This is a genomic window from Burkholderia catarinensis, from assembly GCF_001883705.2.
GTDB classification, from domain to species: Bacteria; Pseudomonadota; Gammaproteobacteria; order Burkholderiales; family Burkholderiaceae; genus Burkholderia; species Burkholderia catarinensis.
In genome coordinates this window covers 33,700-58,793 of the sequence record NZ_MDEQ02000029.1, presented here as the reverse complement: position 1 = coordinate 58,793, position 25,094 = coordinate 33,700, and the positions used below count along the sequence as shown (strand labels likewise).

Annotated in this window: 23 protein-coding genes and 1 other RNA gene; 16 read left to right on the top strand and 8 right to left on the bottom strand. The window is 67.7% G+C overall.

What is annotated here, in order from left to right; all coding sequences use genetic code 11:
- Positions 1-508: 508 nt before the first annotated feature.
- The 6 genes from BFF94_RS31820 to lipA all read left to right on the top strand — a co-directional run bounded on the left by BFF94_RS31820 (position 509) and on the right by lipA (position 6,611).
- On the top strand, positions 509-1,567 hold the full coding sequence (locus tag BFF94_RS31820; protein WP_128848499.1) for an ATP-NAD kinase family protein: 1,059 nt from the start codon (positions 509-511) through the stop codon (positions 1,565-1,567).
- 59 nt (positions 1,568-1,626) lie between these two features.
- Entirely contained in the window at positions 1,627-2,403 is a 777-nt protein-coding gene (locus BFF94_RS31815) for an SDR family NAD(P)-dependent oxidoreductase (protein WP_219140237.1), read from the top strand.
- Positions 2,404-2,480: 77 nt separating this feature from the next.
- Positions 2,481-3,464 (top strand): thiamine pyrophosphate-dependent dehydrogenase E1 component subunit alpha, encoded by a 984-nt coding sequence (locus tag BFF94_RS31810; protein WP_128842182.1) that lies wholly within the window; start codon positions 2,481-2,483, stop codon positions 3,462-3,464.
- 54 nt (positions 3,465-3,518) lie between these two features.
- Complete coding sequence (locus BFF94_RS31805) at positions 3,519-4,523, top strand: alpha-ketoacid dehydrogenase subunit beta (RefSeq protein WP_128842181.1); 1,005 nt, start codon at positions 3,519-3,521, stop codon at positions 4,521-4,523.
- Between the two features lie 4 nt (positions 4,524-4,527).
- Positions 4,528-5,643, top strand: coding sequence for an acetoin dehydrogenase dihydrolipoyllysine-residue acetyltransferase subunit (locus tag BFF94_RS31800; protein WP_219140236.1), 1,116 nt, complete (start codon positions 4,528-4,530; stop codon positions 5,641-5,643).
- A gap of 2 nt (positions 5,644-5,645) precedes the next feature.
- Positions 5,646-6,611 (top strand): lipoyl synthase, encoded by a 966-nt coding sequence (lipA, locus tag BFF94_RS31795; RefSeq protein ID WP_219140235.1) that lies wholly within the window; start codon positions 5,646-5,648, stop codon positions 6,609-6,611.
- Positions 6,612-6,622: 11 nt separating this feature from the next.
- On the opposite strand, the gene BFF94_RS31790 is transcribed toward lipA, so the two are convergent.
- The 8 genes from BFF94_RS31790 to trxA all read right to left on the bottom strand — a co-directional run bounded on the left by BFF94_RS31790 (position 6,623) and on the right by trxA (position 15,211).
- Positions 6,623-7,978, bottom strand: a complete 1,356-nt coding sequence (locus tag BFF94_RS31790; protein ID WP_219140234.1) for an MATE family efflux transporter — start codon at positions 7,976-7,978, stop codon at positions 6,623-6,625.
- 2 nt (positions 7,979-7,980) lie between these two features.
- Positions 7,981-9,738, bottom strand: coding sequence for an ArnT family glycosyltransferase (locus BFF94_RS31785; RefSeq protein ID WP_128842180.1), 1,758 nt, complete (start codon positions 9,736-9,738; stop codon positions 7,981-7,983).
- Between the two features lie 216 nt (positions 9,739-9,954).
- Positions 9,955-10,215 (bottom strand): type B 50S ribosomal protein L31, encoded by a 261-nt coding sequence (locus BFF94_RS31780; protein WP_006753671.1) that lies wholly within the window; start codon positions 10,213-10,215, stop codon positions 9,955-9,957.
- Between the two features lie 157 nt (positions 10,216-10,372).
- Complete coding sequence (locus BFF94_RS31775; protein WP_128842179.1) at positions 10,373-11,206, bottom strand: M90 family metallopeptidase; 834 nt, start codon at positions 11,204-11,206, stop codon at positions 10,373-10,375.
- 38 nt (positions 11,207-11,244) lie between these two features.
- Entirely contained in the window at positions 11,245-12,801 is a 1,557-nt protein-coding gene (locus tag BFF94_RS31770; protein WP_219140233.1) for an MFS transporter, read from the bottom strand.
- Positions 12,798-13,298: a MerR family transcriptional regulator gene (locus BFF94_RS31765; RefSeq protein WP_128842178.1), complete on the bottom strand. Its 501-nt coding sequence runs from the start codon at positions 13,296-13,298 to the stop codon at positions 12,798-12,800. Before BFF94_RS31765 ends, BFF94_RS31770 begins: the two co-directional genes overlap by 4 nt.
- Before the next feature lie 131 nt (positions 13,299-13,429).
- Positions 13,430-14,692, bottom strand: coding sequence for a transcription termination factor Rho (rho, locus tag BFF94_RS31760; protein ID WP_006478662.1), 1,263 nt, complete (start codon positions 14,690-14,692; stop codon positions 13,430-13,432).
- Positions 14,693-14,884: 192 nt separating this feature from the next.
- A complete protein-coding gene (gene trxA, locus BFF94_RS31755; protein WP_006402348.1) occupies positions 14,885-15,211 on the bottom strand; it encodes a thioredoxin TrxA in 327 nt (108 codons plus the stop codon).
- A 390-nt stretch (positions 15,212-15,601) separates the two neighbouring features.
- Here trxA and ffs point away from each other — a divergent pair.
- From ffs to BFF94_RS31705, 10 genes are all read left to right on the top strand, one after another.
- An RNA gene (ffs, locus tag BFF94_RS31750) (signal recognition particle sRNA small type) lies at positions 15,602-15,700 on the top strand.
- A 127-nt stretch (positions 15,701-15,827) separates the two neighbouring features.
- Positions 15,828-18,197, top strand: coding sequence for a DNA polymerase III subunit gamma/tau (locus BFF94_RS31745; protein ID WP_219140232.1), 2,370 nt, complete (start codon positions 15,828-15,830; stop codon positions 18,195-18,197).
- A 94-nt stretch (positions 18,198-18,291) separates the two neighbouring features.
- Positions 18,292-18,618 carry a YbaB/EbfC family nucleoid-associated protein gene (locus tag BFF94_RS31740; protein WP_043188249.1) on the top strand — a complete coding sequence of 109 codons (327 nt, stop codon included), beginning with the start codon at positions 18,292-18,294 and terminating at the stop codon, positions 18,616-18,618.
- Between the two features lie 31 nt (positions 18,619-18,649).
- Positions 18,650-19,246: a recombination mediator RecR gene (recR, locus tag BFF94_RS31735; protein WP_034181272.1), complete on the top strand. Its 597-nt coding sequence runs from the start codon at positions 18,650-18,652 to the stop codon at positions 19,244-19,246.
- Positions 19,247-19,293: 47 nt separating this feature from the next.
- Entirely contained in the window at positions 19,294-20,499 is a 1,206-nt protein-coding gene (locus BFF94_RS31730) for a CaiB/BaiF CoA transferase family protein (protein ID WP_128847050.1), read from the top strand.
- A 116-nt stretch (positions 20,500-20,615) separates the two neighbouring features.
- Complete coding sequence (surE, locus tag BFF94_RS31725) at positions 20,616-21,377, top strand: 5'/3'-nucleotidase SurE (RefSeq protein WP_128847047.1); 762 nt, start codon at positions 20,616-20,618, stop codon at positions 21,375-21,377.
- Positions 21,374-22,306 (top strand): protein-L-isoaspartate(D-aspartate) O-methyltransferase, encoded by a 933-nt coding sequence (locus tag BFF94_RS31720; RefSeq protein WP_219140231.1) that lies wholly within the window; start codon positions 21,374-21,376, stop codon positions 22,304-22,306. The genes surE and BFF94_RS31720 overlap by 4 nt, the downstream gene beginning before the upstream one ends.
- Before the next feature lie 5 nt (positions 22,307-22,311).
- Positions 22,312-23,199 (top strand): peptidoglycan DD-metalloendopeptidase family protein, encoded by an 888-nt coding sequence (locus BFF94_RS31715; RefSeq protein WP_219140230.1) that lies wholly within the window; start codon positions 22,312-22,314, stop codon positions 23,197-23,199.
- 11 nt (positions 23,200-23,210) lie between these two features.
- A complete protein-coding gene (gene rpoS / locus BFF94_RS31710; RefSeq protein ID WP_128844262.1) occupies positions 23,211-24,299 on the top strand; it encodes an RNA polymerase sigma factor RpoS in 1,089 nt (362 codons plus the stop codon).
- Positions 24,300-24,302: 3 nt separating this feature from the next.
- Positions 24,303-25,079 (top strand): 3'-5' exonuclease, encoded by a 777-nt coding sequence (locus tag BFF94_RS31705; RefSeq protein WP_128844259.1) that lies wholly within the window; start codon positions 24,303-24,305, stop codon positions 25,077-25,079.
- Positions 25,080-25,094 lie beyond the last annotated feature (15 nt).

The window sequence follows — 25,094 nt, the reverse complement described above, 5'->3', positions numbered from 1 at the left end:
TGTCGATGCTCTTGTAGCACATCCGGTGCGGCGGATCACATTGCATCGCAGCACGCGGCGCGCGTGAGACGTTCGTCTCACCGGTATCGCGATCCGTCTCGCGCGGTTGAGACACATGAACGTGTGCTACGCGGCCGTGGTCCGGCATGCGCTGGCATGCGCGCTGCCGCGATACCGCAGGGTTTGCGGGCGGGACGTCGTGCTGGTACCGGTGCCGCGACGGCCGCGTCGTCGCGGCGATGGCGTGAGACGCGCGAGCGAATTCGCCGCGCGCCGCGTCGTCACGGCAGCGAGTCCGGAACACCGGCGTGCCTGCTGCGCCAGCCTGTGCGCGGGTTTCACGGTCATCGCACGCACGATGGCACGCCGCTTGCAGAGATCACGGGCAAGTCGGCGCAGTCGCGTCGGCGACGACGATCCGCGGCCCGTCGATGGCAGCGGACGAAACAGGCAGGGCCGGAGCGAGCGCCAATGCGCCGGTGCCGGCCAACTGGATGGAGACAAACCCGTGACGACGCCCGTTACCGTCGGTGTGATCGCGAACCCCGCATCGGGGCGCGACATTCGCCGCCTTACGACGCATGCATCCGTGTTCCCGACGGCGGAGAAGGCGAACATGATCGTGCGCCTGCTGGCCGGCCTCGGTGCGATGGGCGTCGAGCGCGTGCTGACGCTGCGCGACCGGACGGGCATCGCGACGCTGCTGCTGCGCGCGCTCGACACGCATCGTGCGGTCGCGCCGCACGAGCGCTGGCCTGCCGTCGAATTCGTCGACCTGCCGATCACCGATACCGTTGCCGACACGCAGGCCGGCGCCGCGTACCTGCACCGGATGGAAGCCGCGCTGATCGTCGTGCTCGGGGGCGACGGCACCCATCGCGCCGTCGCCGCGCACTGCGGCGCGACGCCGATCGTCGCGCTGTCCACCGGCACCAACAACGCGTTTCCCGAACATCGCGAAGCGACCGTCGCCGGCGTCGCGGCAGGACTCGTCGCGACCGGCGCCGTGCCGGCCGAGGTCGCGTTCACGCGCAACAAGCGGCTGGTCGTGCGCTGCGTGGCGGGCGCGCAGCCGGGGCGCGAGGAGATCGCGCTCGTCGATGTGTGCGCCGCGCGACAGCGCTTCATCGGCGCCCGCGCGATCTCGGGATCCGACGACATCGACACGCTCTATTTGACGTTCGCGGAACCGGACGGTATCGGCCTGTCCGCGCTGGGCGGCGCGTGGGCGCCGCTCGAGCGCAGCGCGCCGCACGGGCTGGCGATGCGCTTTGCAGCCGAAGGCAAGACGGCCGGCACGCCGCTCATCGCGCCGATCGCGCCGGGCCGTGTCGACCGCGTCGTGATGCGCAGTTGCGAGCGGCTCGAACCGGGCGTGTGGCAGGCAATCCCGTTCGAGCGCGGCACGCTTGCGTTCGACGGCGAACGCGAGATCGAGGTTGCGCGCGGCGATCGCTACGAGATTTCGCTCGACTGGTGCGGGCCGCTGACGGTCGACGTCGGCCGCACGCTGCGCTACGCGTCTTCGCGGCAGTTGTTGCGCGACGCCGGCGCGTGGCGCGACTGAGACGCCGGTTTCCCGAACGACATTTCGACATCCATAACGATCATCAAGGAGACATCGGCATGACAACCCCTCTCGAAGGACAGGTCGCCATCGTCACGGGCGGCGCGCGCGGCATCGGCCGCGGCATTGCGCTGACGCTCGCCGGCGCGGGCGCCGACCTCCTGCTGGCCGACCTGCTCGACGACGCGCTCGACGCCACCGCGCGCGAGGTGCGCGCGCTCGGCCGCCGGGCGGCGGTCGCGAAGGTCGATGTCACGCAGGCCGCGCAGGTCGACGCGATGGTCGCGCAGGCGCTCGACGAACTCGGCCGGCTCGACATCCTCGTGAACTGCGCGGGCGTGATCAGCATTCATCCGGTCGACGCGCTGACCGAACGCGACTGGGATTTCGTGATGGACGTGAACGCGAAGGGCACGTTCCTCGGCTGCCGTGCGGCGCTCGCGCATCTGAAGGCGCAGGGCCGCGGCCGGATCATCAACGTCGCGTCGATCGCCGGCAAGGAGGGCTTTCCGAATCTCGCCCATTACAGCGCATCGAAATTCGCGGTCGTCGGCTTCACGAACGCGCTCGCGAAGGAGGTCGCGCGCGACGGCGTGACCGTCAACGCGATCTGCCCGGGCATCGTGCGTACCGACATGTGGGACCGCCTGTCCGACGAATGGAAGACCGACGGCGAGTCGGTCGAGGAGTCGTGGCGGCGGCACCAGCTGACGCTGATCCCGCAGGGCCGCGCGCAGACGCCGGAAGACATGGGCCGGCTCGCGCTGTTCTTCGCGACGATGGACAACGTGACGGGCCAGGCCGTGAACGTCGACGGCGGCTTCACGTTCCACTGACGGCCGCGGGCCGTGCAATCCGTCGCCACGGCGCGGCCGTGGCGGCATTCGCAGTCAGACCTACCCAGGAGACACACATGACCGTTTCGACACAGCTCAGCAGGGACAAGCTGCTGGACGCCTACCGGCTGATGCGCACGATCCGCGAATTCGAGGAGCGCCTGCACGTCGAATTCGCGACCGGCGAGATCCCCGGCTTCGTTCACCTGTACGCGGGCGAGGAGGCGTCCGCGGTCGGCACGATACTGCACCTCGGCGTCGACGACTACGTCGCGACCACGCACCGCGGCCACGGCCATTGCATCGCGAAGGGCGTCGACGTGCACGGGATGATGGCCGAGATCTACGGCAAGAAGACGGGCGTCTGCCACGGCAAGGGCGGCTCGATGCACATCGCCGACCTGTCGATGGGGATGCTCGGCGCGAACGGGATCGTCGGCGCGGGCGGCCCGCTCGTATGCGGTGCGGCGCTCGCGGCGAAGCACAAAAAGACCGGGGGCGTCGGCGTGTGCTTCTTCGGCGACGGCGCGTCGAACCAGGGCGTGATCTTCGAATCGATGAACCTCGCGTCGGTGTGGCGGCTGCCCGCGATCTTCGTGGCCGAAAACAACGGCTACGCGGAAGCGACGTCGTCGAGCTGGTCGGTCGCGACCGACAACATCGCCGATCGCGCGAACGGGTTCGGGATGCCGGGCGTGATCGTCGACGGCTTCGACTTCTTCGCGGTGCATGAAGCACTCGCCGAAGCCGTCGAGCGCGCGCGCAACGGCGGCGGCCCGACGCTCGTCGAGGTGAAGTTCACACGTTATTTCGGCCACTTCGAAGGCGATGCGCAAACCTACCGCGCGCCGGGCGAGGTGCAGAAGCTGCGTGACGAAAAAGACTGCCTGAAGCATTTCGAGACGCGTGTCGTGCGCGCCGAAGCGCTGACGACGGCCGACCTGCGCGCGGTCGATGCGCAGGTGAAGGCGCTGATCGACGACGCGGTCGCGCAGGCGAAGGCCGCGCCGGTGCCCGATGCAGCGGACCTGCTGACCGACGTCTACGTGTCGTATCCGTGAGCGCGGCCTGACACCGCAGCAGGCACGGCGAACCGAACATTCCAGGAGACAGACATGGCAAGGAAAATCACTTATTCGCAGGCGATCAACGAGGCGCTCGCGCAGGAAATGGCGCGCGACGACAGCGTGATCGTGATGGGCGAGGACAATGCAGGCGGCGCGGGCGCGCCGGGCGAGGACGACGCGTGGGGCGGCGTGCTCGGCGTGACGAAGGGGCTGTTCCACAAGTTTCCGGGCCGCGTGCTCGATACGCCGCTGTCCGAGGGCGGCTACATCGGCGCGGCGGTCGGCGCGGCCGCGTGCGGGATGCGGCCCGTCGCGGAGCTGATGTTCATCGATTTCATGGGCGTGTGCTTCGACCAGATCTTCAACCAGGCTGCGAAATTCCGCTACATGTTCGGCGGCAAGGCCGTGACGCCGGTCGTGATTCGCGCGATGTACGGCGCCGGGCTGCGCGCGGCCGCGCAGCACTCGCAGATGCTCACGTCGCTGTTCACGCACATTCCCGGGCTGAAGGTCGTGTGCCCGTCGACGCCGTATGACGCGAAGGGGCTGCTGATCCAGGCGATCCGCGACAACGATCCCGTGATTTTCCTCGAACACAAGCTGCTCTATACGCGCGAAGGCGACGTGCCGGAGGAGTCCTATGCGATTCCGTTCGGCGAGGCGAACGTCATGCGCGACGGCGACGACGCGACGATCGTCACGTACGGCCGGATGGTGCATCTTGCGATGGATGCGGCCGCGAAGCTCGCGAAGGACGGCATCCAGGTCGACGTGATCGACCTGCGCACGACGTCGCCGCTCGACGAGGAAACGATCCTCGACAGCGCGGAGCGCACCGGGCGCGTGGTGGTCGTCGACGAAGCGAACCCGCGCTGCTCGATCGCGACCGACATCGCCGCGCTCGTCGCGCAGCGCGCGTTCCGCTCGCTGAAGGCGCCGATCGAGCTGGTGACCGCGCCGCATACGCCCGCGCCGTTCGCGAGCGTGCTGGAAGACCTGTATATCCCGTCCGCCGATGCGATTGCGCAGGCGGTCCTGAAGACGAGGAGCTGACACGATGTCGATTCACATGATCACGATGCCCAAGTGGGGGCTGTCGATGGAGCAGGGGCAGGTCAACGGCTGGCTGAAGGCGATCGGCGAACGCGTGACGAAGGGCGACGAAGTGCTCGATGTCGAGACCGACAAGATTTCGTCGGGCGTCGAATGCGCGTTCGACGGCATGCTGCGCCGGCAGGTCGCGCAGGAGGGCGAGACGCTGCCGGTCGGCGCGCTGCTCGGTGTCGTCGCGGCGGCCGAGGCGAGCGATGCCGACATCGATGCGGCGATCGCCGATTTCCAGCGCGATTTCGTGCCGAGCGCGGCATCCGACGAAGCCGCCGGCCCGCAGCCCGAGAAGGCGCAGATCGGCGGCCGCACGATGCGCTTCCTGAAGCTCGGCGACGGGACGGGCACGCCCGCCGTGCTGATCCACGGGTTCGGCGGCGACCTGAACAACTGGCTGTTCAATCACGCGGATCTCGCCGCGCACCGCCCTGTGTGGGCGCTCGACCTGCCCGGTCACGGCGAATCGGGCAAGGCGGTCGACACGGGCAGCCTCGACGAACTGGCCGACGCGGTGCTCGCGCTGCTCGATGCGCAGCACATCGACCGCGCGCACCTGATCGGCCATTCGATGGGCGGCGCGGTCGCGATGGCGGCGGCCGAGCGCGCGCCGCAACGCGTCGCGTCGCTGACGCTGATTGCGAGCGCGGGGCTCGGCGCCGACATCAACCGCGCCTATATCGACGGTTTCGTCGCCGGCAACAGCCGCAATACGCTGAAGCCGCACCTCGGCGCGCTGTTCGCGGACAACGCGCTCGTGACGCGGCAGCTCGTCGAGGATCTGGTGAAGTACAAGCGGCTCGAAGGCGTGCAGGCCGCGCTGGAGAAGATCGCGAACGCCGCGTTCGACGGCGCGGCGCAGCGGCGCGTGTTCCGCGATCGGCTCGCATCGCTCGCGCCGCGCACGCTCGTGATCTGGGGCGAGCACGACCAGGTGATTCCCGCGCAGCACGCGCAGGGCTTGCCGGACGGCGTGCGTGCGGAGGTGATCGCCGGCAGCGGGCACATGGTGCAGATGGAGGCGGCCGCCGACGTGAACGGCCTGATCGTCGCGTTTCTCGGAGACTGACGATGGCCGCCGCGCTCGAACGACCCAGCCTCACGGCGCTCGGCCAGCCGGGCGCGAGAAGCCGCGACAAGCTCGCGCGCATTCCGGTGCGCGTCGAGCCCGCGGCCGGCGCGGCGTTGCCGAAGCCGCCGTGGCTGCACGCGCGGCCGATGATGAGCGCGGCGGTTGCCGACATGGCGGCCGTGCTGCGCGATCATCGGCTGCATTCCGTCTGCGAGGAGGCGATGTGCCCGAACATCGGCGAATGCTTCGCGCAGCGCACCGCGACCTTCATGATCATGGGCGGGCTGTGCACGCGGCGCTGCCCGTTCTGCGACGTCGCGCATGGCCGTCCCGAGCCGCTCGATCCGGACGAGCCCGCACGGCTCGCCGGCGCGGCCGCGGCGCTCGGGTTGCGCTACGTCGTGATCACGTCGGTCGACCGTGACGACCTGCGCGACGGCGGCGCCGCGCATTTTGCCGCGTGCATCGCGGCGGTGCGCGCGAGCGTGCCGGGCATCGGTGTCGAGGTGCTGACGCCGGACTTCCGCGGCCGCATTGCGCGCGCGCTCGATGCGCTGTCGTCAGCGTGGCCGGACGTGTTCAACCACAACATCGAGACGGTGCCGTCGCTGTATCGGGCGGCGCGGCCGGGCGCCGACTATCGCGGCTCGCTCGAACTGCTCGCGCAGGCGAAGGCCATGCGGCCGGCGCTGGTGACGAAATCGGGGCTGATGCTCGGGCTCGGCGAGCGCGACGACGAAGTGCGCGACACGCTGCGCGACTTGCGTGCGCACGACGTCGACGTGCTCACGCTCGGCCAGTATCTCGCGCCGTCCGCGCACCATCTGCCGGTGCGGCGCTACGTGAGCCCGGACGCATTCGCCGCGTGGCGCGACGAGGCGCTGGCGCTCGGTTTCAGGGAAGTCGTTGCAGGCCCGCTCGTGCGGTCGTCGTACCACGCGGCCGACGTGCTGGCGGATGCGTAGCGGGCAGCGCGTCAGGCGGCGGCGGAGGCGTGCGCACGACCGACGTGGCGCAGGTACAGCACGAGCCCGGCGCCCGCGAGCATCAGGCTGACCGTGTTCGCGAACCAGAAGCCGCGCGCGCCCGTCAGCCATGCGGGGGCGATGCCGCCCACGTCGAAGCCGAGCACGTAGCCGCCGCTGAGTCCGACGCCCCACAGCGCGACCGCATAGATCACGGTCGGCACGATCGCCACCTTGTACGCGCGCAGCACGAACGCCGACGTGACCTGCAGCGCATCGAAGCAGTGATAGCACGCGACGATCGCGACGAGCGGCATCGCGGCCGCGGCGACGGCCGGGTTCGGCGTATAGCCGCTGATGATCAGCGAGCGCAGCGAGAGCACGAGCACGCCGTATGTGGCGGCAATCCCGCACGCGAACATCACGCTGTGCCGGCCGAGCAGCCTGGCTTCTTCGGGACGCCCGGCGCCGAGCGCGCGCGCGACCAGCGTCGAGGCCGCCACGCCGATCGACAGCGGCGTCATGTACAGCACCGCGCCGATGTTGCCGGCGATCTGGTGGCCGGCGAGCGTCGTCGTGCCGAACTGCGCGATGAACAGCGCCATGCACGTGTACGACGTGACCTCGATCAGGTACGACAGGCCCATCGGCACGCCGAGTTTCAGGATCGCCTTCTGGCGTTCCCAGACGGGCCAGCAAAAGCGCGAGAAGATCGCGAGCGGTGCGAACACGTCGAGCTTCGCGAGCAGCGTGTAGCCGATCAGCGCGAGCGCCCAGTTGATCAGCGTGCTCGCGAGCCCGCAGCCCGGGCCGCCGAGGGCCGGCACGCCGAACCCGCCGAAGATGAACCACACGTTGAGCGGAAACTTGAGCAGCAGCGCGCCGATCTGCAGGATCATCGCGAGCCTCGGCTTGCCGGCCGCGTTGGTCAGCGCGTTGTAGATGCGGAAGACGAGACTGGCGGGCAGCCCGTACGACAGGATGCGCAGGTAGTCAACGGTGCGCTCGTGCAGCGCGGCGGGCGCGTGCGCGACGCGCAGCAGCGGCTCGGGAAAATGCAGCAGCAGGAAGCCGGGCACCGCGAGCAGCAGCGCGAGCCACAGCGCCTGGCGCACTTCCTCGCCGATCTCGGCATAGCGCCGCGCGCCGTACAGTTGCCCGGTGATCGGCTGCAGCGCGGACAGGATGCCGGTCAGGCCGATATAGATCGATACATAGATCGACGAGCCGAGCCCGAGCGCGGCCAGATCGACGGCCGAGTAACGGCCGACCATCGCGGTATCGATCACGCCGAACGCGATGATCGCGAGCTGACCGACGAGCACCGGCCACGCGAGACCGACGATTCGCCGGATGTCGCCGAACATCGTCAATCGGCCGCCTGGCGGCGCGGCGGACGCCGCTTGACGGGCGCCTTCGGCCGTTCGATGCGCTCGTACAGGCGGAAGCGTTCATCGCGGTCGGCGACGCGGCGACCTTCCCACACGAGACGCCACACGTATTGCGACATCGAGCTCGGCTCGCCGAAGTCCGAGCGGTCCTGACGCAGGATCACGTCGCAGTCGCCGGAGAAGTCGAAGTGCATGTTGCCGAAATACGCGAAGGTCGCGATCTGCGCGTCGCCGAGCCGCACGGGCGAGATGCATTCATAGTCGGACGGCAGGTGCACGGCGATCTGCTGCGCGACATCGCGATAGGTCCGGCCGTAGTTGACGATCGGCAGCCACAGCGTCATCAGCAGCACCCACATCAGCGTGGTGCCCGCGCTCGACAGCACGACGCTGCGCCACAGCACCTTCGGTTGCCGCGAGATGCGCCAGCGCGCGAGCATGCACCAGCACACCGTGACGATCACCGCGCAGATGAACGACAGGATCTTGAAATGCGGCTCGTAGCCGGGCACGAGACGCGCGAGGTTGCGCGCGAGCGGATGCGGGAAGCCCGTGAGCGACGCGAGCCACACCAGCCACACGAAGGTGCCGAGGATCGTGAAGCTCAGCACCGCGAACCAGTCGATCGCGTTGATCGCGCCGCGCTTGAGGGTCGGCAGCGCGAACGTCGCGAGTACCGCCAGCGGCGGCAGCAGCAGCATGTACATGCGGTTCGACTGCTGGCTCTGCAGGATCACGAGCGCGACGAGCGGCACGGCGACCGACAGCGGAATCGCGATGTGCGCGCGGCGGCGCATGCCGGCCCAGCTCCACCACGCCCAGATCGCGAGCGGCCACGCGGGCCATGTGAACAGCGGCAGGTTCTTCGCCGCATAGCCGAGCACGGCGGTCGGCGGGCCCGAAAAGCGCATCAGGCTGCCGTGGATCCACTGGTTGAAGAACCATGCGGCGTCGTCGGGCGCCGCGACGAACGCGGCAAGCGGCCACAACGCGAAGATCGCGGCCGCGAGCGGCACGCCGACCAGCGGCAGGCGCAGGTTGCGCATCTCGGGCGTGACGAGCCACAGCACGGCTGTGCCGGCGAGCAGCGCGACAACCAGCACGGGGTTGCCGGACAGCGCGACGAGGCCGATCGCGAGGCCCCACCACAGCGCGCCCTGCATCGGCTTGTCGATGCCGCGCACGATTCCGTAGACGAGCATCGCGATCCACGCAAACTGCGCGAGCTGCGGCGTCGTCTCGTGCCCGCGCTCCGCGAGGCCGAAGCATGCGACCAGGACCAGCAGCGCGCCGTCGGCGAGCGTGCGGCCGTAGTCGCGCGGCTCCGGCTCGCCGCCGAATGCGTATTTGAACGGCTGGACCTCGGCGCGTCGGCCGAGCAGGTAGGCCGCGTACCAGACGAACGCGCACGCGACGCAGAACAGTACGCCCGTATCGACGCGCGACGCGTTGCTCGCATCGACCCACGGGCCGAGGCCGCGGATCGACAGCGCGCCGAGCCAGTAGCCGAGCGGTCCGTCGGTCGTGATGAACTTGCCGACCAGGTTCGGCAGCAGCCAGTCGTGCCAGCCGCCCTTGGCCATCGTCCACATCACGCCGAAGCCCGCCGCGTCCTCGTTCTTCCACGGGTCGCGGCCGAACAGGCCGAACGCTGCGTAGACGAGGCAGAGCGTGAGCAGCAGCCAGCGCGGCAGCGCACGCGTGGCGGAGGCGGTGAGACGGACGACAGGCTTCATGCAGATGAGCGTTTTGTTATGGGCGGCCGGCGCGGTCGCGCGCGGTCGAGCCGGTTTCTAGCATCCGGCATTGTAGACGCGCCGGCTGTTGCGCGTCAGGTCGATGCCCGGGGCACCGGCGGGCGGTTTCCGGGCGAGCAGAGACAAAAAAGGGCAGCCTGGGCTGCCCTTTTGTGCGATACCGGTGCGTTGCAACCACCGGATGCGGTGCGAAGCTTACTTCGCCTTGCCGCTGGCGCGTACGCCGAACTTGTTCTTGAACTTCTCGACACGGCCTGCCGTGTCCATGATCTTTTGCTGACCCGTGTAGAACGAGTGCGATTCCGACGACACTTCGATCTTGGCGAGCGGGTAGGTCTTGCCGTCGAGTTCGATGTTTTCACGCGTCTGGATCGTCGAGCGCGTGATGAACTTGAAGCCGTTCGACATGTCTTGGAAGACGACTTCGCGGTAATTCGGGTGGATGCCTTCTTTCATGGTCTTTCCTTGGTGAGAGCGGTAGCCAACCCGCCGCTTGCCGTGCCGGACTGCGCAAATTGCGCTTGCCAGCCGACGCCAAGCCCGGCGCGAGCCACTTGCCTAAGGTCGAAAAACGGCGATTATGCCAGAAAATCAGATGGTTGACGAATAATTTTCACGGTGCGTCGAGCGCGCCGGTGCCGGCCGGATCCTGCCGGTAGTAGCGCGCGAGCAGCCGGTACAGCTCCGGAAATTCGGACTCGAATGCACGCGGCCGCACGAACAGCGCTTCGCTGCACACCGCGAAGAATTCCGACGGGTGGTCGGCCGCATACGGATCGATCAGCGACTCCCGCTCGAAGCGCGCCCACGCGCGGTCCGGCACTGCATCGACGCGCGCGCAGAACTGGTCGTACGCGTGCTCGAACACGTCGGCCCACGCCTGCGCGTCGAGGTGCGGCGCATGCCAGCGGCGAAAAAGGGGCGGATAGCCGTCGGCCGCGCCGTTGACCATGTCGATCTTGTGCGCGAACTCGTGGATCACGACGTTGTACGCGTCGTGGCCGTCCGTCATCTGCGCGTCTTCCCACGACAGGATCACCGGGCCGCCTTCCCATGCCTCGCCGCTCGCATCCTGCTCGACTTCGTGGACGACGCCGTCCTCGTCCTGCACGGTCTTGCGGATCAGGAATTCGCCCGGATACACGACGACGCCGACCCAGCCGTCGTACAGCGACAGATCGAGATTCAATATGGGCAGGCAGGCCTGCGCGGCGATCGCGACGATCATCGCGTCGGTCAGTTCGAGCCCGTGCGCGGTCGAAAACGATTTCTTCGCGACGAACAGGCTCGTCAGTTCGCGCAGCCGGCCGAGCGCGTCGGGCGACAGCGTCGCGAGGAACGGCAGGCGCTCGACGGTTTCCTGCCACAGCGCGTCGGAGATCGGGTGGCTGCGCAGCGCGCGGTCGCGGCGGCGGTCGTCGAACCAGCGGGTCAGTTTCGAGAGCATGGGGGCTGTGGACGGAAATCCAAAGCTTGTCTTTTAACTCAATCGATCTCTTTTTGCCATGCTGCGAAGAGGCCGCCGACGAGCGCAACGCCCGCGAGGAAGTAAAAACCGTCGAGCGACGCCAGGAACGACGCCTGTTGCGCGACCATTCGCGCGATGGCGGCGATCGCGAGGCCGTGTGCCTCGTTCAGCGCGTGGCCGGCCGCCGCATAGCTGCGCGTGAGGGCGTCGACGGTCTGCTGGAACAGCGGGTCGAATACGTTCGCGCGCTCGACGAGCCGCGTCTGGTGCAAGGCCAGCCGGTGCTGCTCGACGATGATCACCGACGACGTCGCGAACGAGATCGTCAGTTGCCGCACGATGTTCTTCAGCCGGTAGCCGTGCGTGTATTCGTCGATCGCGAAGATCCGGAACGTCAGGTTGGCCACCGGCAGCACGATGAAGAGCAGCAACAGCCCGCGCAGCAGCAGCGGGACGATCAGCGCGGCTTCGCCGACCTGCGGCGTCATCCGCGTCATCCACAGTGCGGCCGTGACGGCGATCGCGAACCCCGGCACGACGAACCATTTCTTGTGCGCGACGAATTTCGCGTAGCGCAGGTAGGCGAACAGCGCGGTGGCCGAAATCAGCGACATCGTGCCCACCAGGCGCCCGGCGTTCTCGACCGGATAGCCGAGCCCGCCTTCGAGCAACCGCGATGTCAGGTAACTGAAACCCGTGGTCTCGTAGTAATAGAACATGTAGAGCAGCAGCCCGACCTGGAACGTCCGCTCGCGGAACGCATGCAGCCGCACGAGCGGCGTTGGGTGATTCCACTGGTGATACGCGAACCACGCGAGTGCGCCGATCCCCGCGATCGTCAGCAGGATCAGCATCGGCGAGCCGCTGTAGAGCTGGTAATGCACCTGTTGCAGCACGATCTGCAGCGCACCTTGCGCGAGCGCGAACACGACATACGGCCAGAAGTGTCCGGACCCGCGTTCGTCGTCGGGGGTCCTGCCCGAATCGGGCAGCGTGAGCAGCGCGAGGATCGCGAACGCGATGCCGGCCGGCGCCGTCCACGCGAACAGCGCGCGCCACGTCGAATGCGCGACGAGCAGCCCGCCGACGATGGGCGCGAGCGCGCTGCCGAGCAGGATCATGATCAGGAATGCCCGCGTCGCGGGCGGTCGTTCCTGCGGCTTGAAACTGACCTGGATCAGGATCCGGCACGCGCCCATCATCGGACCGATGAAATACCCCTGGAAGCCGCGCGCGAACGCGAGTTCCAGCGACGTATCGGCGAGTGCGGCCGCGATCGCGCCGAACGAGAACATCAGCATGCAGCCGGCGACGTAGCGGCGGTGTCCGAGCCGGTCGACCCACCATTGCTGCTGCAGGATACCGAGCACGGCCGTGATCGCGTACGCGCTCGACGACCATACGAGTTCGTCGGGCGACGCGTTGATGCCGCCCGCGATGTAGCTCGCGAAGAACGAGAAGGCCGCATTGTCGAAGTAGTCGATGCCGGTGACGAGCGCCAGCGCCCACGGGAACAGGTCGGCGCGCAGGTTCGCGCGGCTCCACAGCGGCGGGCGGCCGGGCGCCGCGTTCATTCGCGATCCTTGCGCGTGCGCCGCGCCCCGGCTTCGGCCTGCCGCTGCTCGATCAGCGCATCGGGGCTTTCGCCGGCGAGGCGCCGCTCGACGTAGTCGATGTCGTGCTGCAGTTCCTTGCGCAGCGCGACGGCTTCCTTCAATTCGCGCTGGACAGCCGCGATCCGCCGGTCGAGCGTGTCGATCTGTTCGGCGAGGCCGGTGCGGATGTCGCGTAGCGACGCATCCGAGTAACGGCGTCGGCCATCGCCCGTTTCTTCCAGCGGGCGCTTCAGCATTTCGGTGATGCCGTGCAGCGAAAAGCCGAGCGCGCGCAGCCGCAGGATGCGCGCGAAGCGCTCGAGATCGGCTTCGTCGTAGAGGCGGTAGCGGCCTTCGCTGCGCGACGGCGTGACGAGCCCGCGCTCTTCGTAGTACTTCAGCGTGCGCGGCGTGACGCCGAGCCGCGAAGCGGCATCGCTTACGGTCAGCAGCGGGGTGGAGGCGTCGTTCGGCATCGGGAGGCGGAAGATTCGGTCGGGGCGATGACGCGATTATAGGTCAACCTATACGTTCACGTTCAGGTTGGGGCCGAAAAACGGCCGCCGGGCAAGCTGCGCGGGCGGCCGTTCGTTGCGGGCGGGGGCGATCAGCCGCCGCGGCGCATCAGGTCGAAGAACTCGGAGTTGCTCTTCGTCTGGCGGATCTTGTCGAGCAGGAATTCCATTGCTTCGACTTCGTCCATGTCGTGGATGAACTTGCGCAGCACCCAGATCTTCTGAAGGATCTCGGGCTTGATCAGCATTTCCTCGCGACGCGTGCCCGACTTGTTCAGGTTGATCGACGGATACACGCGCTTTTCCGCGAGGCGGCGCTCAAGGTGCACTTCCATATTGCCGGTGCCCTTGAACTCTTCGTAGATCACGTCGTCCATGCGGCTGCCGGTTTCGATCAGCGCGGTGCCGATGATCGTCAGCGAACCGCCTTCCTCGATGTTGCGCGCCGCGCCGAAGAAGCGCTTCGGGCGCTGCAGCGCGTTCGCGTCGACACCGCCCGTCAGCACCTTGCCCGATGCCGGGATCACGGTGTTGTATGCGCGTGCGAGACGCGTGATCGAGTCGAGCAGGATCACGACGTCGTGCTTCATTTCGACGAGGCGCTTGGCCTTCTCGATCACCATTTCGGCGACCTGGACGTGGCGCGTGGCTGGTTCGTCGAACGTCGACGCGATCACTTCGCCGGCGACCGAGCGCTGCATTTCGGTCACTTCTTCCGGGCGCTCGTCGATCAGCAGCACGAACAGGATCACGTCCGGATGGTTCTGCTTGATCGCGTGCGCGATGTGCTGGAGCATCACGGTCTTGCCCGACTTCGGCGACGCGACGAGCAGGCCGCGCTGGCCCTTGCCGATCGGCGCGATCATGTCGATGATGCGGCCCGTGACATTCTCTTCGCCGCGCATTTCGCGTTCGAGCGACAGCGGCTTGTTCGGGTGCAGCGGCGTGAGGTTCTCGAACATGATCTTGTGTTTCGAGGCCTCGGGCGGCTGCCCGTTGACTTTGTCGACCTTCACCAGCGCGAAGTAGCGCTCGCCGTCCTTCGGCGTACGGACTTCACCTTCGATGGTGTCGCCGGTGTGCAGGTTGAAGCGGCGGATCTGCGACGGGCTGATATAGATGTCGTCGGTGCTCGCCAGGTACGACATTTCCGGTGAGCGCAGGAAGCCGAAGCCGTCCGGCAGCACTTCGAGCGTACCGTCGCCGAAGATCGTCTCTCCCGTCTTGGCACGCTTTTTAAGAATGGCGAACATCAACTCCTGCTTGCGCAGGCGGTTCGCGTTTTCGATCTCGAGGCCATTGGCCATTTCGATCAGTTCGGAGACGTGCAGAGACTTGAGCTCGGATAAATGCATACGGAGAACCCGCCAGGGAGGAGACGACGAAAGAAATAAAGGGAGGAGGGCGAGCGGAGGCGCTCAGAGACTTAAATGCGTCTTGTGACGTTTTTTAATTCTAGCATAGGCCGATTCACGCTTGAGCGGCCGATCGGCGGCTTGACGACGGACGTGTTGCCAGTTGACAACACGTCCGCGGAACTGCCGGTATTACAGGTGGCTGTCCAGGAATGCGGTGAGCTGCGACTTCGACAGCGCGCCGACCTTCTGCGCGGCGGCCGCGCCGTTCTTGAACAGGATCAGCGTCGGGATGCCGCGCACGCCGAACTTCGCGGGCGTTGCCTGGTTGTCGTCGACGTTGATCTTCGCGATCTGCAGCTTGTCGCCGTAGTCCTTCGCGACTTCGTCGAGGATCGGCGCGATCATCTTGCACGGGCCGCACCATTCGGCCCAGAAATCGACGAGCACGGGCTTGTCGGACTTGACGACGTCCTGTTCGAACGATGCGTCGCTGATGTGTTTGATCTGTTCGCTCATTGGGTCAATACCTCTTACGGTTCGGGGACTGCCTGCTTGCGCGTTGCAGCGTACCGGCCGCCGCTGGCTGCCGGCCGCTGCGGCAGGCCACCCCGCTCTCCGGAAAGGAGGGGCGTAAGCGCTGCATGCCGCGGCTCGCGGGTCGTTCGGGCGTCATATTAGCCTAAATTGCTATCTGCTGCGGGCGGCGATAGTAGCCGTTTCGCGAGTAGGGGTACGACGCGACGTTCGACCGTTGTGTCCTGCAGGTGGAGGCCGGCCCGCAAATTACAAGGGGGCGGGCACGCATGCGATTCGGGCGGCCCGATCCGCGCCCGTTTACCCGGCCATATTCGCATTGGTGCGAACAAACGGTCGCATTCGTCCGGAAGCGGTGATAGAATATGCCGTGACGGGCCTCCTCGCATGGTGGGGCGGTGAACCTGGTCAGGTCGGGAACGAAGCAGCCACAATCGTTTTCCGCCAGTGCCGAGGGTCAGGCTCGTCACCTTCCTTCTCGCCCCGTTCGCCGGGCGTTTTTTATTTCTGCACCACACTCCGTTTGACCTGCACTTTGCCCGTCTTCCGCACCGTTTCGCGTGTCGGCGCGACGCAGCGTTACTGATACAATTTCTCGATGACCTATCAAGTTCTCGCACGCAAGTGGCGTCCGAAGGATTTCGCTTCGCTCGTCGGCCAGGAGCACGTTGTCAGGGCGCTCACGCACGCGCTCGACGGCGGGCGTCTCCATCACGCCTATCTGTTTACCGGAACCCGCGGTGTCGGCAAGACGACACTGTCGCGGATCTTCGCGAAGGCGCTCAACTGTGAAACCGGCGTCACGTCGCAGCCGTGCGGCGTGTGCCGTGCCTGTCGCGAGATCGACGAAGGGCGTTTCGTCGATTACGTCGAGATGGATGCCGCGAGCAACCGCGGCGTCGACGAGATGGCCGCTCTGCTGGAGCGCGCGGTGTACGCACCCGTCGATGCGCGCTTCAAGGTCTACATGATCGACGAAGTGCACATGCTGACGAATCACGCGTTCAACGCGATGCTGAAGACGCTCGAGGAGCCGCCGCCGCACGTCAAGTTCATCCTCGCGACGACCGATCCGCAGAAAATTCCCGTCACCGTGCTGTCGCGCTGCCTGCAGTTCAACCTGAAGCAGATGCCGGCCGGGCACATCGTGTCGCATCTCGAACGGATCCTCGGCGAAGAGCAGATCACGTTCGAGCCGCAGGCGCTGCGCCTGCTCGCACGCGCGGCGCAAGGCAGCATGCGCGACGCGCTGTCGCTCACCGACCAGGCGATCGCCTATTCGGCGAACGAGGTGACCGAGTCGGCCGTGTCGGGCATGCTCGGCGCGCTCGACCAGACCTACATGGTGCGCCTGCTCGACTCGCTCGCGGGTGGCAGCGGCCCGGAAATCCTCGCGATTGCCGACGAGATGTCGCTGCGTAGCCTGTCGTTCTCGACCGCGCTGCAGGATCTCGCGAGCCTGCTGCACCGGATTGCATGGGCGCAGTTCGCGCCGGGCTCGGTGCTCGACGAATGGCCGGAAGCGGCCGACCTGCGCCGCTTCGCGGAGACGCTGAGCCCCGAACAGGTTCAACTGTTCTATCAGATCGCGACGGTCGGTCGCGCGGAGCTCGGCCTGGCACCGGACGAATACGCCGGCTTCACGATGACGCTGCTGCGGATGCTCGCGTTCGAGCCGGCCGTTGCCGCCGGCAGTGCGCCGGGCGGCCAGCCGTCCGTGCCGCGTGCCGTGCCGAGTCCGCGCCCGGCCGCGGCATCGGCCGCTGCGGCGAAGCCGGTATCGGCCGCGCCCGCGGAGGCAGTGCGTCCGCAGGCTGCCGCACCGGCTGCGCCGGTTGCGCGTTCAGCGCCGGCGCAGTCCGGCGACGAAGCCGGCCTGCCGGCCGTGAAGCCGCGTGCCGTCCAGGCATCCGCGCCGGCCTCGGCTGATGCACCCGTTATCGAAACGCCGCAGCCGCAGCCGCAGCCGGAAACGGATGCGATGCCGCAATCGGCACCGGCCGGCGATATGCCGCCACCCGCCCGCAACGAACCGGAGCCGCCTGCGGCTGCCTCGGTTGCCGTTGCGCAGCGGAACGACGAACCGGCTGCGCCGGCCGAACCGGCGCCGCGCGCTGCGCCGCCCGAGCCTGCCGCGCGCCCGTCAGTGCGCGCAGGCGGTGCCGCCGCCGCGCTCGATGTGCTGCGCAATGCGGGGATGCGCGTGTCGTCCGACCGTGCGCGGGCAGGCGCCGCGCCGAAACCGGCAGCCCAGCCGGCCGCCGAGAAGCCCGTCGCACCGCGTCCCGCCGTTCAGGTGCCGACGCCGCGCGCGGCCGCCCGCGCGCCGCAGGCGGCCGATTCGCGCCAGGCTTCGCCGCCGTGGGAGGACATCCCGCCGGACGATTACGTGCCGCTCAGCGCCGACGAGATGTTCGGCGGCTCCGACGATGGCTTCGTTCCCGTGTTCGACAGCGGTCCCGACGATGTGCGCGTGACGCCGAAGCTGGCCGAAACCCGTCCGGCCGCACCGGTCGACACGCGTCCGTTGCCGCCTGCGGTCGCGCTTGATCCGGTCGGCTTCGACGGCGAGTGGCCGGCACTGGCCGCGCGGCTGCCGCTGAAGGGTGTCGCGTACCAGCTCGCGTTCAACAGCGAACTGACGGCCGTCGATGCGACCACGTTGAAACTTTCCGTACCGGTGCCGCAGTATGCAGAGGCCGCACAGGTGGCGAAGCTGAAGGCTGCGCTCGCCGACGCGCTCGGCAAGCCGGTCGAGGTGGCTGTCGAGGTCGGGCCCGCACGGCGCACGGCGGCGGCGCTCGATGCGGCCGCGCGCGCGGCACGCCAGCGCGAGGCCGAGCAGGAGATTCACGGCGATCCGTTCGTCCAGCAGCTCGTGCGCGACTTCGGTGCACGCATCGTCGAGGGCTCGGTGCGACCGCTCGCCGATTCGGCGCCGGACGGCCCGCCGCCGACGCTGCATTGAACCGAGCGCACCGCGACAGGCACAATCACGCCCGCACACATTGGCCGGCACGCGCCGCGTGCCGGTTTTCACACGATCAAGAAGGAGTATTCCCATGTTGAAAGGCAACCTCGCCGGACTGATGAAGCAAGCGCAGCAAATGCAGGAAAACATGAAGAAGATGCAGGAGCAGCTTGCGCTGATCGAAGTCGAAGGGCAGTCAGGGGCGGGTCTCGTCAAGGTGACGATGACGTGCCGCAACGAAGTGCGCCGCGTGTCGATCGACCCGAGCCTGCTCGCCGACGACAAGGACATGCTCGAGGATCTCGTCGCCGCCGCGGTCAACGACGCCGTGCGCAAGGCCGAAGCGACGTCGCAGGAAAAGATGAGCGGCATGACGTCGGGCCTGCCGCTGCCCCCGGGCTTCAAGCTGCCGTTCTGAGCGCGGCGTCCGTGCCACTTTTTGCCGCCGTATGAAACAGCCGTCCGCCCTGTCCGCTCTCGTCGAAGCATTGCGCGTGCTGCCCGGCGTCGGGCCGAAATCCGCGCAGCGCATGGCGGTCCACCTGATGCAGCACGACCGGGAGGGCGCGGAGCGGCTCGGCCGGTCGCTGCTGTTCGCGACCGAGCACCTGCAGCACTGCGAGAAGTGCAACACGTTCACCGAAGCGCAGATCTGCGAGGTCTGCAGCGACGAGGAGCGTGATCCGACGCTGCTGTGCGTCGTCGAGACGCCTGCCGACCAGATCATGCTCGAGCAGACGATGACTTACCGCGGGCTGTATTTCGTGCTGATGGGGCGACTGAGCCCGCTGGACGGGATCGGCCCGAAGGAAATCCATTTCGACCGCCTCGTGCGGCGTGCGTCCGACGGAATCGTCAAGGAAGTCGTGCTCGCGACCAACTTCACGAACGAGGGTGAAGCCACCGCGCACTACCTCGGCCAGACGCTGAAGGCGCGCGGGCTCGCGGTCACGCGCCTCGCGCGCGGCGTGCCAGTGGGCGGCGAGCTCGAATACGTCGACGCTGGCACCATCGCCCGCGCGATGCTCGACCGCCGCACGATGTAAGCCGGGCGCCGCCGGCAGGCGGCGCCGTCCTCATGCCAGGGAGACACATGAGCACCAGCCAGGGCCCGCTCGCGGGCGTCAAAGTGCTCGAATTCGGAACGCTGATCGCGGGACCGTTCGCGTCGCGGTTGTTCGCCGAATTCGGCGCGGAAGTGATCAAGATCGAGGATCCGAACGGCGGCGACCCGCTGCGCAAGTGGCGCAAGCTCCACCCGGAGCAGGGCGGCACGTCGCTGTGGTGGTCCGTCCAGGCGCGCAACAAGAAATCGGTCACGCTCAATCTGAAAGCCGATGCCGGCAAGGCGATCGCGAGGCAACTCGCGAGCGAGGCCGACATCGTGATCGAGAACTTCCGTCCGGGCCTGCTCGAAAAGCTCGGGCTCGGCTACGACGTGCTGTCGGCCGACAACCCGGGCCTCGTGATGGTGCGCCTGTCCGGCTACGGGCAGACGGGCCCGTACCGCGACCGGCCCGGCTTCGGCGCGATCGCCGAATCGATGGGCGGGCTGCGTCACATCACCGGCTATCCCGATCTGCCGCCGCCGCGCATCGGCATCTCGATCGGCGATTCGATCGCCGCGCTGCACGGCGTGATCGGCGCGCTGATGGCGCTCCATCACCGCAAGGTCAACGGCGGTGCGGGGCAGGTGGTCGACGTTGCACTGTACGAAGCCGTCTTCAACATGATGGAAAGCGTGGTGCCCGAATACGGCGTGTACGGGATGGTGCGCGAGCGCACCGGCGCGTCGCTGCCGGGCATCGTCCCGTCGAATACGTATGCGTGCCGCGACGGCAGCATCGTGATCGGCGGCAACAGCGATCCGATCTTCAAGCGGCTGATGAAGGCGATCGAGCGCGACGACCTCGCCGACGATCCCGCGCTTGCACGCAACGACGGGCGCGTGCCGCGCACGCAGGAGATCGACGACGCGATTGCCGCGTGGCTCGCGCCGCGCACGATCGACGACGCGCTCGTCGTGCTCAACGCGGCCGACGTGCCGGCCGGGCGCATCTACAGTGCCGCGGACATGTTCACCGATCCGCAGTTCGTCGCACGGCAGATGATCCAGCGCTTCAAGCTGCCTGACGGCACCGACATTCCGCTGCCGAACATCACGCCGAAGCTGTCGGATACGCCGGGCGAAACGCGCTGGCTCGGGCCCGAACTCGGCGAGCATACGGATGAGGTGCTGCGCGGCCTCGGCTACGACGCGCAGGCGATTGCCGCACTGCGCGACGCGGGTACGATCTGAGTGCAGAACGCCGCCGCGCAATGCGGCGGCGCATCGTGCGCGCATGCGCCCGCCCGTGCGTCCGCGGCGGCCGGACTGTCGCTCTCGCGCCATCTTTCCTCGGTTACAATCGCCGGATGCGAATCCTACTCAGCAACGACGACGGCTATCTCGCCCCCGGTCTCGCCGCGCTCAGCGAAGCGCTGCGGCCGCTGGCCGAGCTCACGGTGATCGCGCCCGAGCAGAACTGCAGCGGCGCGTCGAATTCCCTCACGTTGTCGCGGCCGCTGTCGGTGCAGCGCGCTGCGGGTACGGGTTTCTTCTACGTGAACGGCACGCCGACCGATTCGGTGCACGTCGCGTTGACGGGGATGACCGACGCCAGGCCGGACCTCGTCGTTTCCGGGATCAACAACGGCCAGAACATGGGCGAAGACACGCTCTATTCGGGGACAGTTGCAGCCGCCACCGAAGGCATCATGTTCGGCGTTCCGGCCATCGCATTCTCGCTGGCCGACAAGGGCTGGGCCCATCTGGCGGACGCCGCGCGCGTCGCCGCGGAAATCGTCGAGCACTACCTCGCGCATCCGCTGCCGGGCCAGCCGCTGCTGAACGTCAATATTCCGAACCTGCCGTACGACGAGCTGAAGGGCTGGAAGGTCACGCGCCTCGGCAAGCGTCATCCGTCGCAGCCGGTGATTCGCCAGACCGACCCGCGCGGCGAGCCGGTGTACTGGATCGGTGCGGCGGGCGCGGCGCTGGACGCGAGCGACGGAACCGATTTCCACGCGGTGGCAAACGGTTTCGTGTCGATCACGCCGCTGCAGCTCGACCTCACGCATACGCAGATGCTGCCCGCGACGCGCGAATGGGCGCGCGCCGGAGGGCGGGCCTCATGAGCGGCGAGCGCGCGAAGCGGTTCCCGCTCGCGCTCGAAGATCTCAAGCGAGCGCCACGCAAGTCGGAGGGTCGGGCCGGCGAACGCCATGCGGCGGTCTCGGCGCCGAAGGCCGCCGACAAGCCCGCGGCCGTGCTGAAACCGGTTGCGGTGAAGCCTGCTGCCGTGCGAACGACGTTGCCCGGTCCGGCCGCCGCGAAGCCTGCGACCGCGCCGAAGCCGACTGCGCTGAAGCCCGCGCTGCCGAAGCCGGCTGCGCCGAGCGTCGCGCCGGCCGGCGCGTTCGCGCTCACGTCGGAACGTGTGCGCGAGCGGATGGTCGAACGGCTGCGCGCGAACGGCGTGACCGACGCACGCGTGCTGGATGCGATGGCCGCGGTGCCGCGCCACATGTTCGTGGATCCGGGGCTCGCGACGCAGGCCTATGAGGATTCCGCGTTGCCCATCGGCCACCACCAGACGATTTCAAAGCCGTCGGTCGTCGCGCGCATGATCGAGCTCGCGATGGCCGGCCGCACGCTCGAGCGCGTCCTCGAGATCGGCACGGGCTGCGGCTATCAGGCCGCCGTGCTGAGCCACGTGGCACGCGACGTGTATTCGATTGAACGCATCAAGCCGCTCTACGAGCGCGCGAAGCTGAACCTGCGGCCGCTGCGCGTGCCGAACATCCGTCTGCACTACGGCGACGGGCGTGTCGGTCTGCCGTCCGCGGCCCCGTTCGACGCGATCGTGATCGCGGCGGCGGGGCTCGACGTGCCGCAGGCGCTGCTCGAGCAGCTCGCGATCGGCGGGCGGCTCGTCGCGCCGGTCGGCGCGCAGAGCGGGCAGCACCAGGTGCTCACGCTCGTCGAGCGCGTCGCGCACGCGCAATGGCGAGAGTCACGGCTTGATCGCGTTTTCTTTGTCCCTTTAAAATCCGGAGTGATTTGAAACCGATGAGTATGTTGCGCGCGATGCAAAACAACCGATCCAGGGAACCGCTCACGCTCGCCCAGCGCGCGATCTGTGTGGCTGCGTTCTCCACGCTACTGGCTGCCTGTGCGACGCGGCTCGACAACGCGCCCGTCGTCGACCGCTCCGGGTCGCTCGGCTCGACCGCCACCGCGCAGCCCGCGGTGCCGCTCGGCCCGCCGCCGCCTGGCTTCTACCGTGTGAAGCCGGGCGACACGCTGTACCGGATTGCGCTCGAGAACGGGCAGAACTATCGCGACATCGCGTCGTGGAACAACCTGTCGAACCCGAACCAGATCGAGGTCGACCAGTTGCTGCGCGTCGCGCCGCCGGGCGGCGCCGCGGTTGCGGGCGCACCGGCCGCCGCGCCGATCGCGGGCGCCGCCGTCGCGACCGCGCCGCTGAGCAGCGGCCCCGCGACGCCGGCTGCCGGCACGTCGTCCACGCTCGCGCCGGCGCCGGCAGCGGCCACCGGATCGAGCGACACGGCGGCGGCCCCGAGCGGCCCCGTGACGTTCGCGTGGCCCGCGCGCGGTCCCGTTCTGAACGGGTTCGACGACGCGAAGAACAAGGGTGTCAACATCGGCGGCGCGGCCGGCGAGCCCGTGAAAGCGGCGGCCGACGGCCGTGTCGTCTACTCCGGCAGCGGCCTGCGCGGCTACGGCAACCTCATTATCATCAAACACGATGCAACTTACCTCACGGCGTATGCACATAATCGCGCTTTGATGGTAAAAGAGGGGGACGCGGTAACGAAGGGGCAGAAGATCGCCGAGATGGGTAACAGCGATTCCGACCGCGTGATGCTGCATTTCGAGGTTCGCCGGCAGGGTAAGCCTGTCGATCCGCTGAAGTATTTGCCGCCTCAATAACCGAGACGACCATGCCGAAATCGAAGCGCCACGAGCCGCAAGCCGAGTCTGAGAAAATCAGTCGTGCCACGCAAGCATCGGTGGGGCGAGCTGGTGCTTCGACGGACGACGAAGACGACGTCGCGGAAAACGACCGTGATCTCGAGGCGCGCGACGCCGAGGCCGACGGTGGCGACGACGAGCGCGAAGGCCGCTCGGAAGCAGCGCCCGATGTCGACGATTTCCGCACGCTGCTGCAGGCCGAGCTCACGGCCGACACGATCCAGCATTACCTGAACCGCATCAGCGTGAAGCCGCTGCTGACCGTCGAGGAGGAGCAGCGCTATTCCCGTCTCGCCAAGGCTGGCGAATTCGAGGCGCGGCAGGTGATGATCGAGCGCAACCTGCGTCTCGTCGTCAGTATCGCCAAGGGGTATCTGAACCGCGGCGTGCCGCTGCTCGACCTGATCGAGGAAGGCAACCTCGGCCTGATGCACGCGATCGAGAAATTCGACCCGACGCGCGGTTTCCGTTTCTCGACCTATGCGACGTGGTGGATCCGGCAGAGCATCGAGCGGGCGATCATGAACCAGGCCCGCACGGTGCGCCTGCCCGTGCACGTGATCCGCGAACTGAACCAGGTGCTGCGCGCGAAGCGCCACCTTGAAAAGAATTCGATGTCGACGGGCGAGGCGGCCGAACGCCGCGAAGCCAGCATCGACGACATCGCCTATCTCACCGGCAAGACCGCCGAGGAAGTCACCGATATCCTCGCGCTCAACGAGCACACGGCGTCGCTCGACGCGCCGCTCGATCTCGATCCCGCGAGCAGCCTGCTCGACCTGCTGCCCGACGACCAGAGCCAGTCACCCGACGCCGAGGTGCAGCACCGCGAGCTCGAAACGCTGACGCGCGCGTGGCTGTCGCGGCTGTCCGACAAGCATCGGCATGTGATCGAGCGCCGCTTCGGCCTGAACCACATCGAACCGGCGACGCTCGAGGAGCTGGCCGACGAGATGGGGCTCACGCGCGAGCGCGTGCGGCAGATCCAGCAGGAAGCGCTGGTGCGCCTCAAGCGGTTCTTTGCCTCCAACGGCGTGCGCAAGGACGCCGTTCTGTAACTGATGACTCCGATTCTTGTTTTTGACATCGAGACGATTCCCGATGTCGACGGCATTCGCCGCCTGGAAGACCTGCCCGCGACGCTCGACGATGCCGCGGTGGCCGAGCATGCATTCGCCGCACGCCGCGAGAAGACCGGCGGCGATTTCCTGCCGCACCATCTGCAGCGGATCGCGGCGATCTCGTGCGTGTTCCGCGACAACAACGGTTTTCGCGTGCGCTCGCTCGGCACGCCGCAGGACAACGAGGCGACGCTGGTCCAGTCGTTCTACCGCGTGATCGAGAAATACACGCCGCAGCTCGTGTCGTGGAACGGCGGCGGCTTCGATCTGCCGGTGCTCAATTACCGCGCGCTCGTGCACGGCATCCCCGCGACCCGCTACTGGGATCTCGGCGAGGACGACCGCGAATTCAAGTGGAACAACTACATCTCGCGCTATCACTCGCGGCATACCGATCTGATGGACGTGCTCGCGATGTATCAGGCGCGCGCGAACGCGCCGCTCGACGCGCTCGCGAAGCTGTGCGGCTTTCCGGGCAAGCTCGGGATGGACGGCAGCCAGGTGTGGCCGGCGTTCCAGGCCGGCCGGATCGAGGAAATCCGCAACTATTGCGAAACCGACGTCGTCAATACGTACCTGCTGTATTGCCGGTTCCAGTTGATGCGCGGCGGCCTGACGCCGAGCGAGTATGCGGACGAGATCCTGCTCGTGAAGAACTCGCTTGCGCAGGAGCCGGCGTCGCACTGGGCCGAATACCTGGCCGGTTTCGACGCGTAGCGCGGGCCGGCCGCG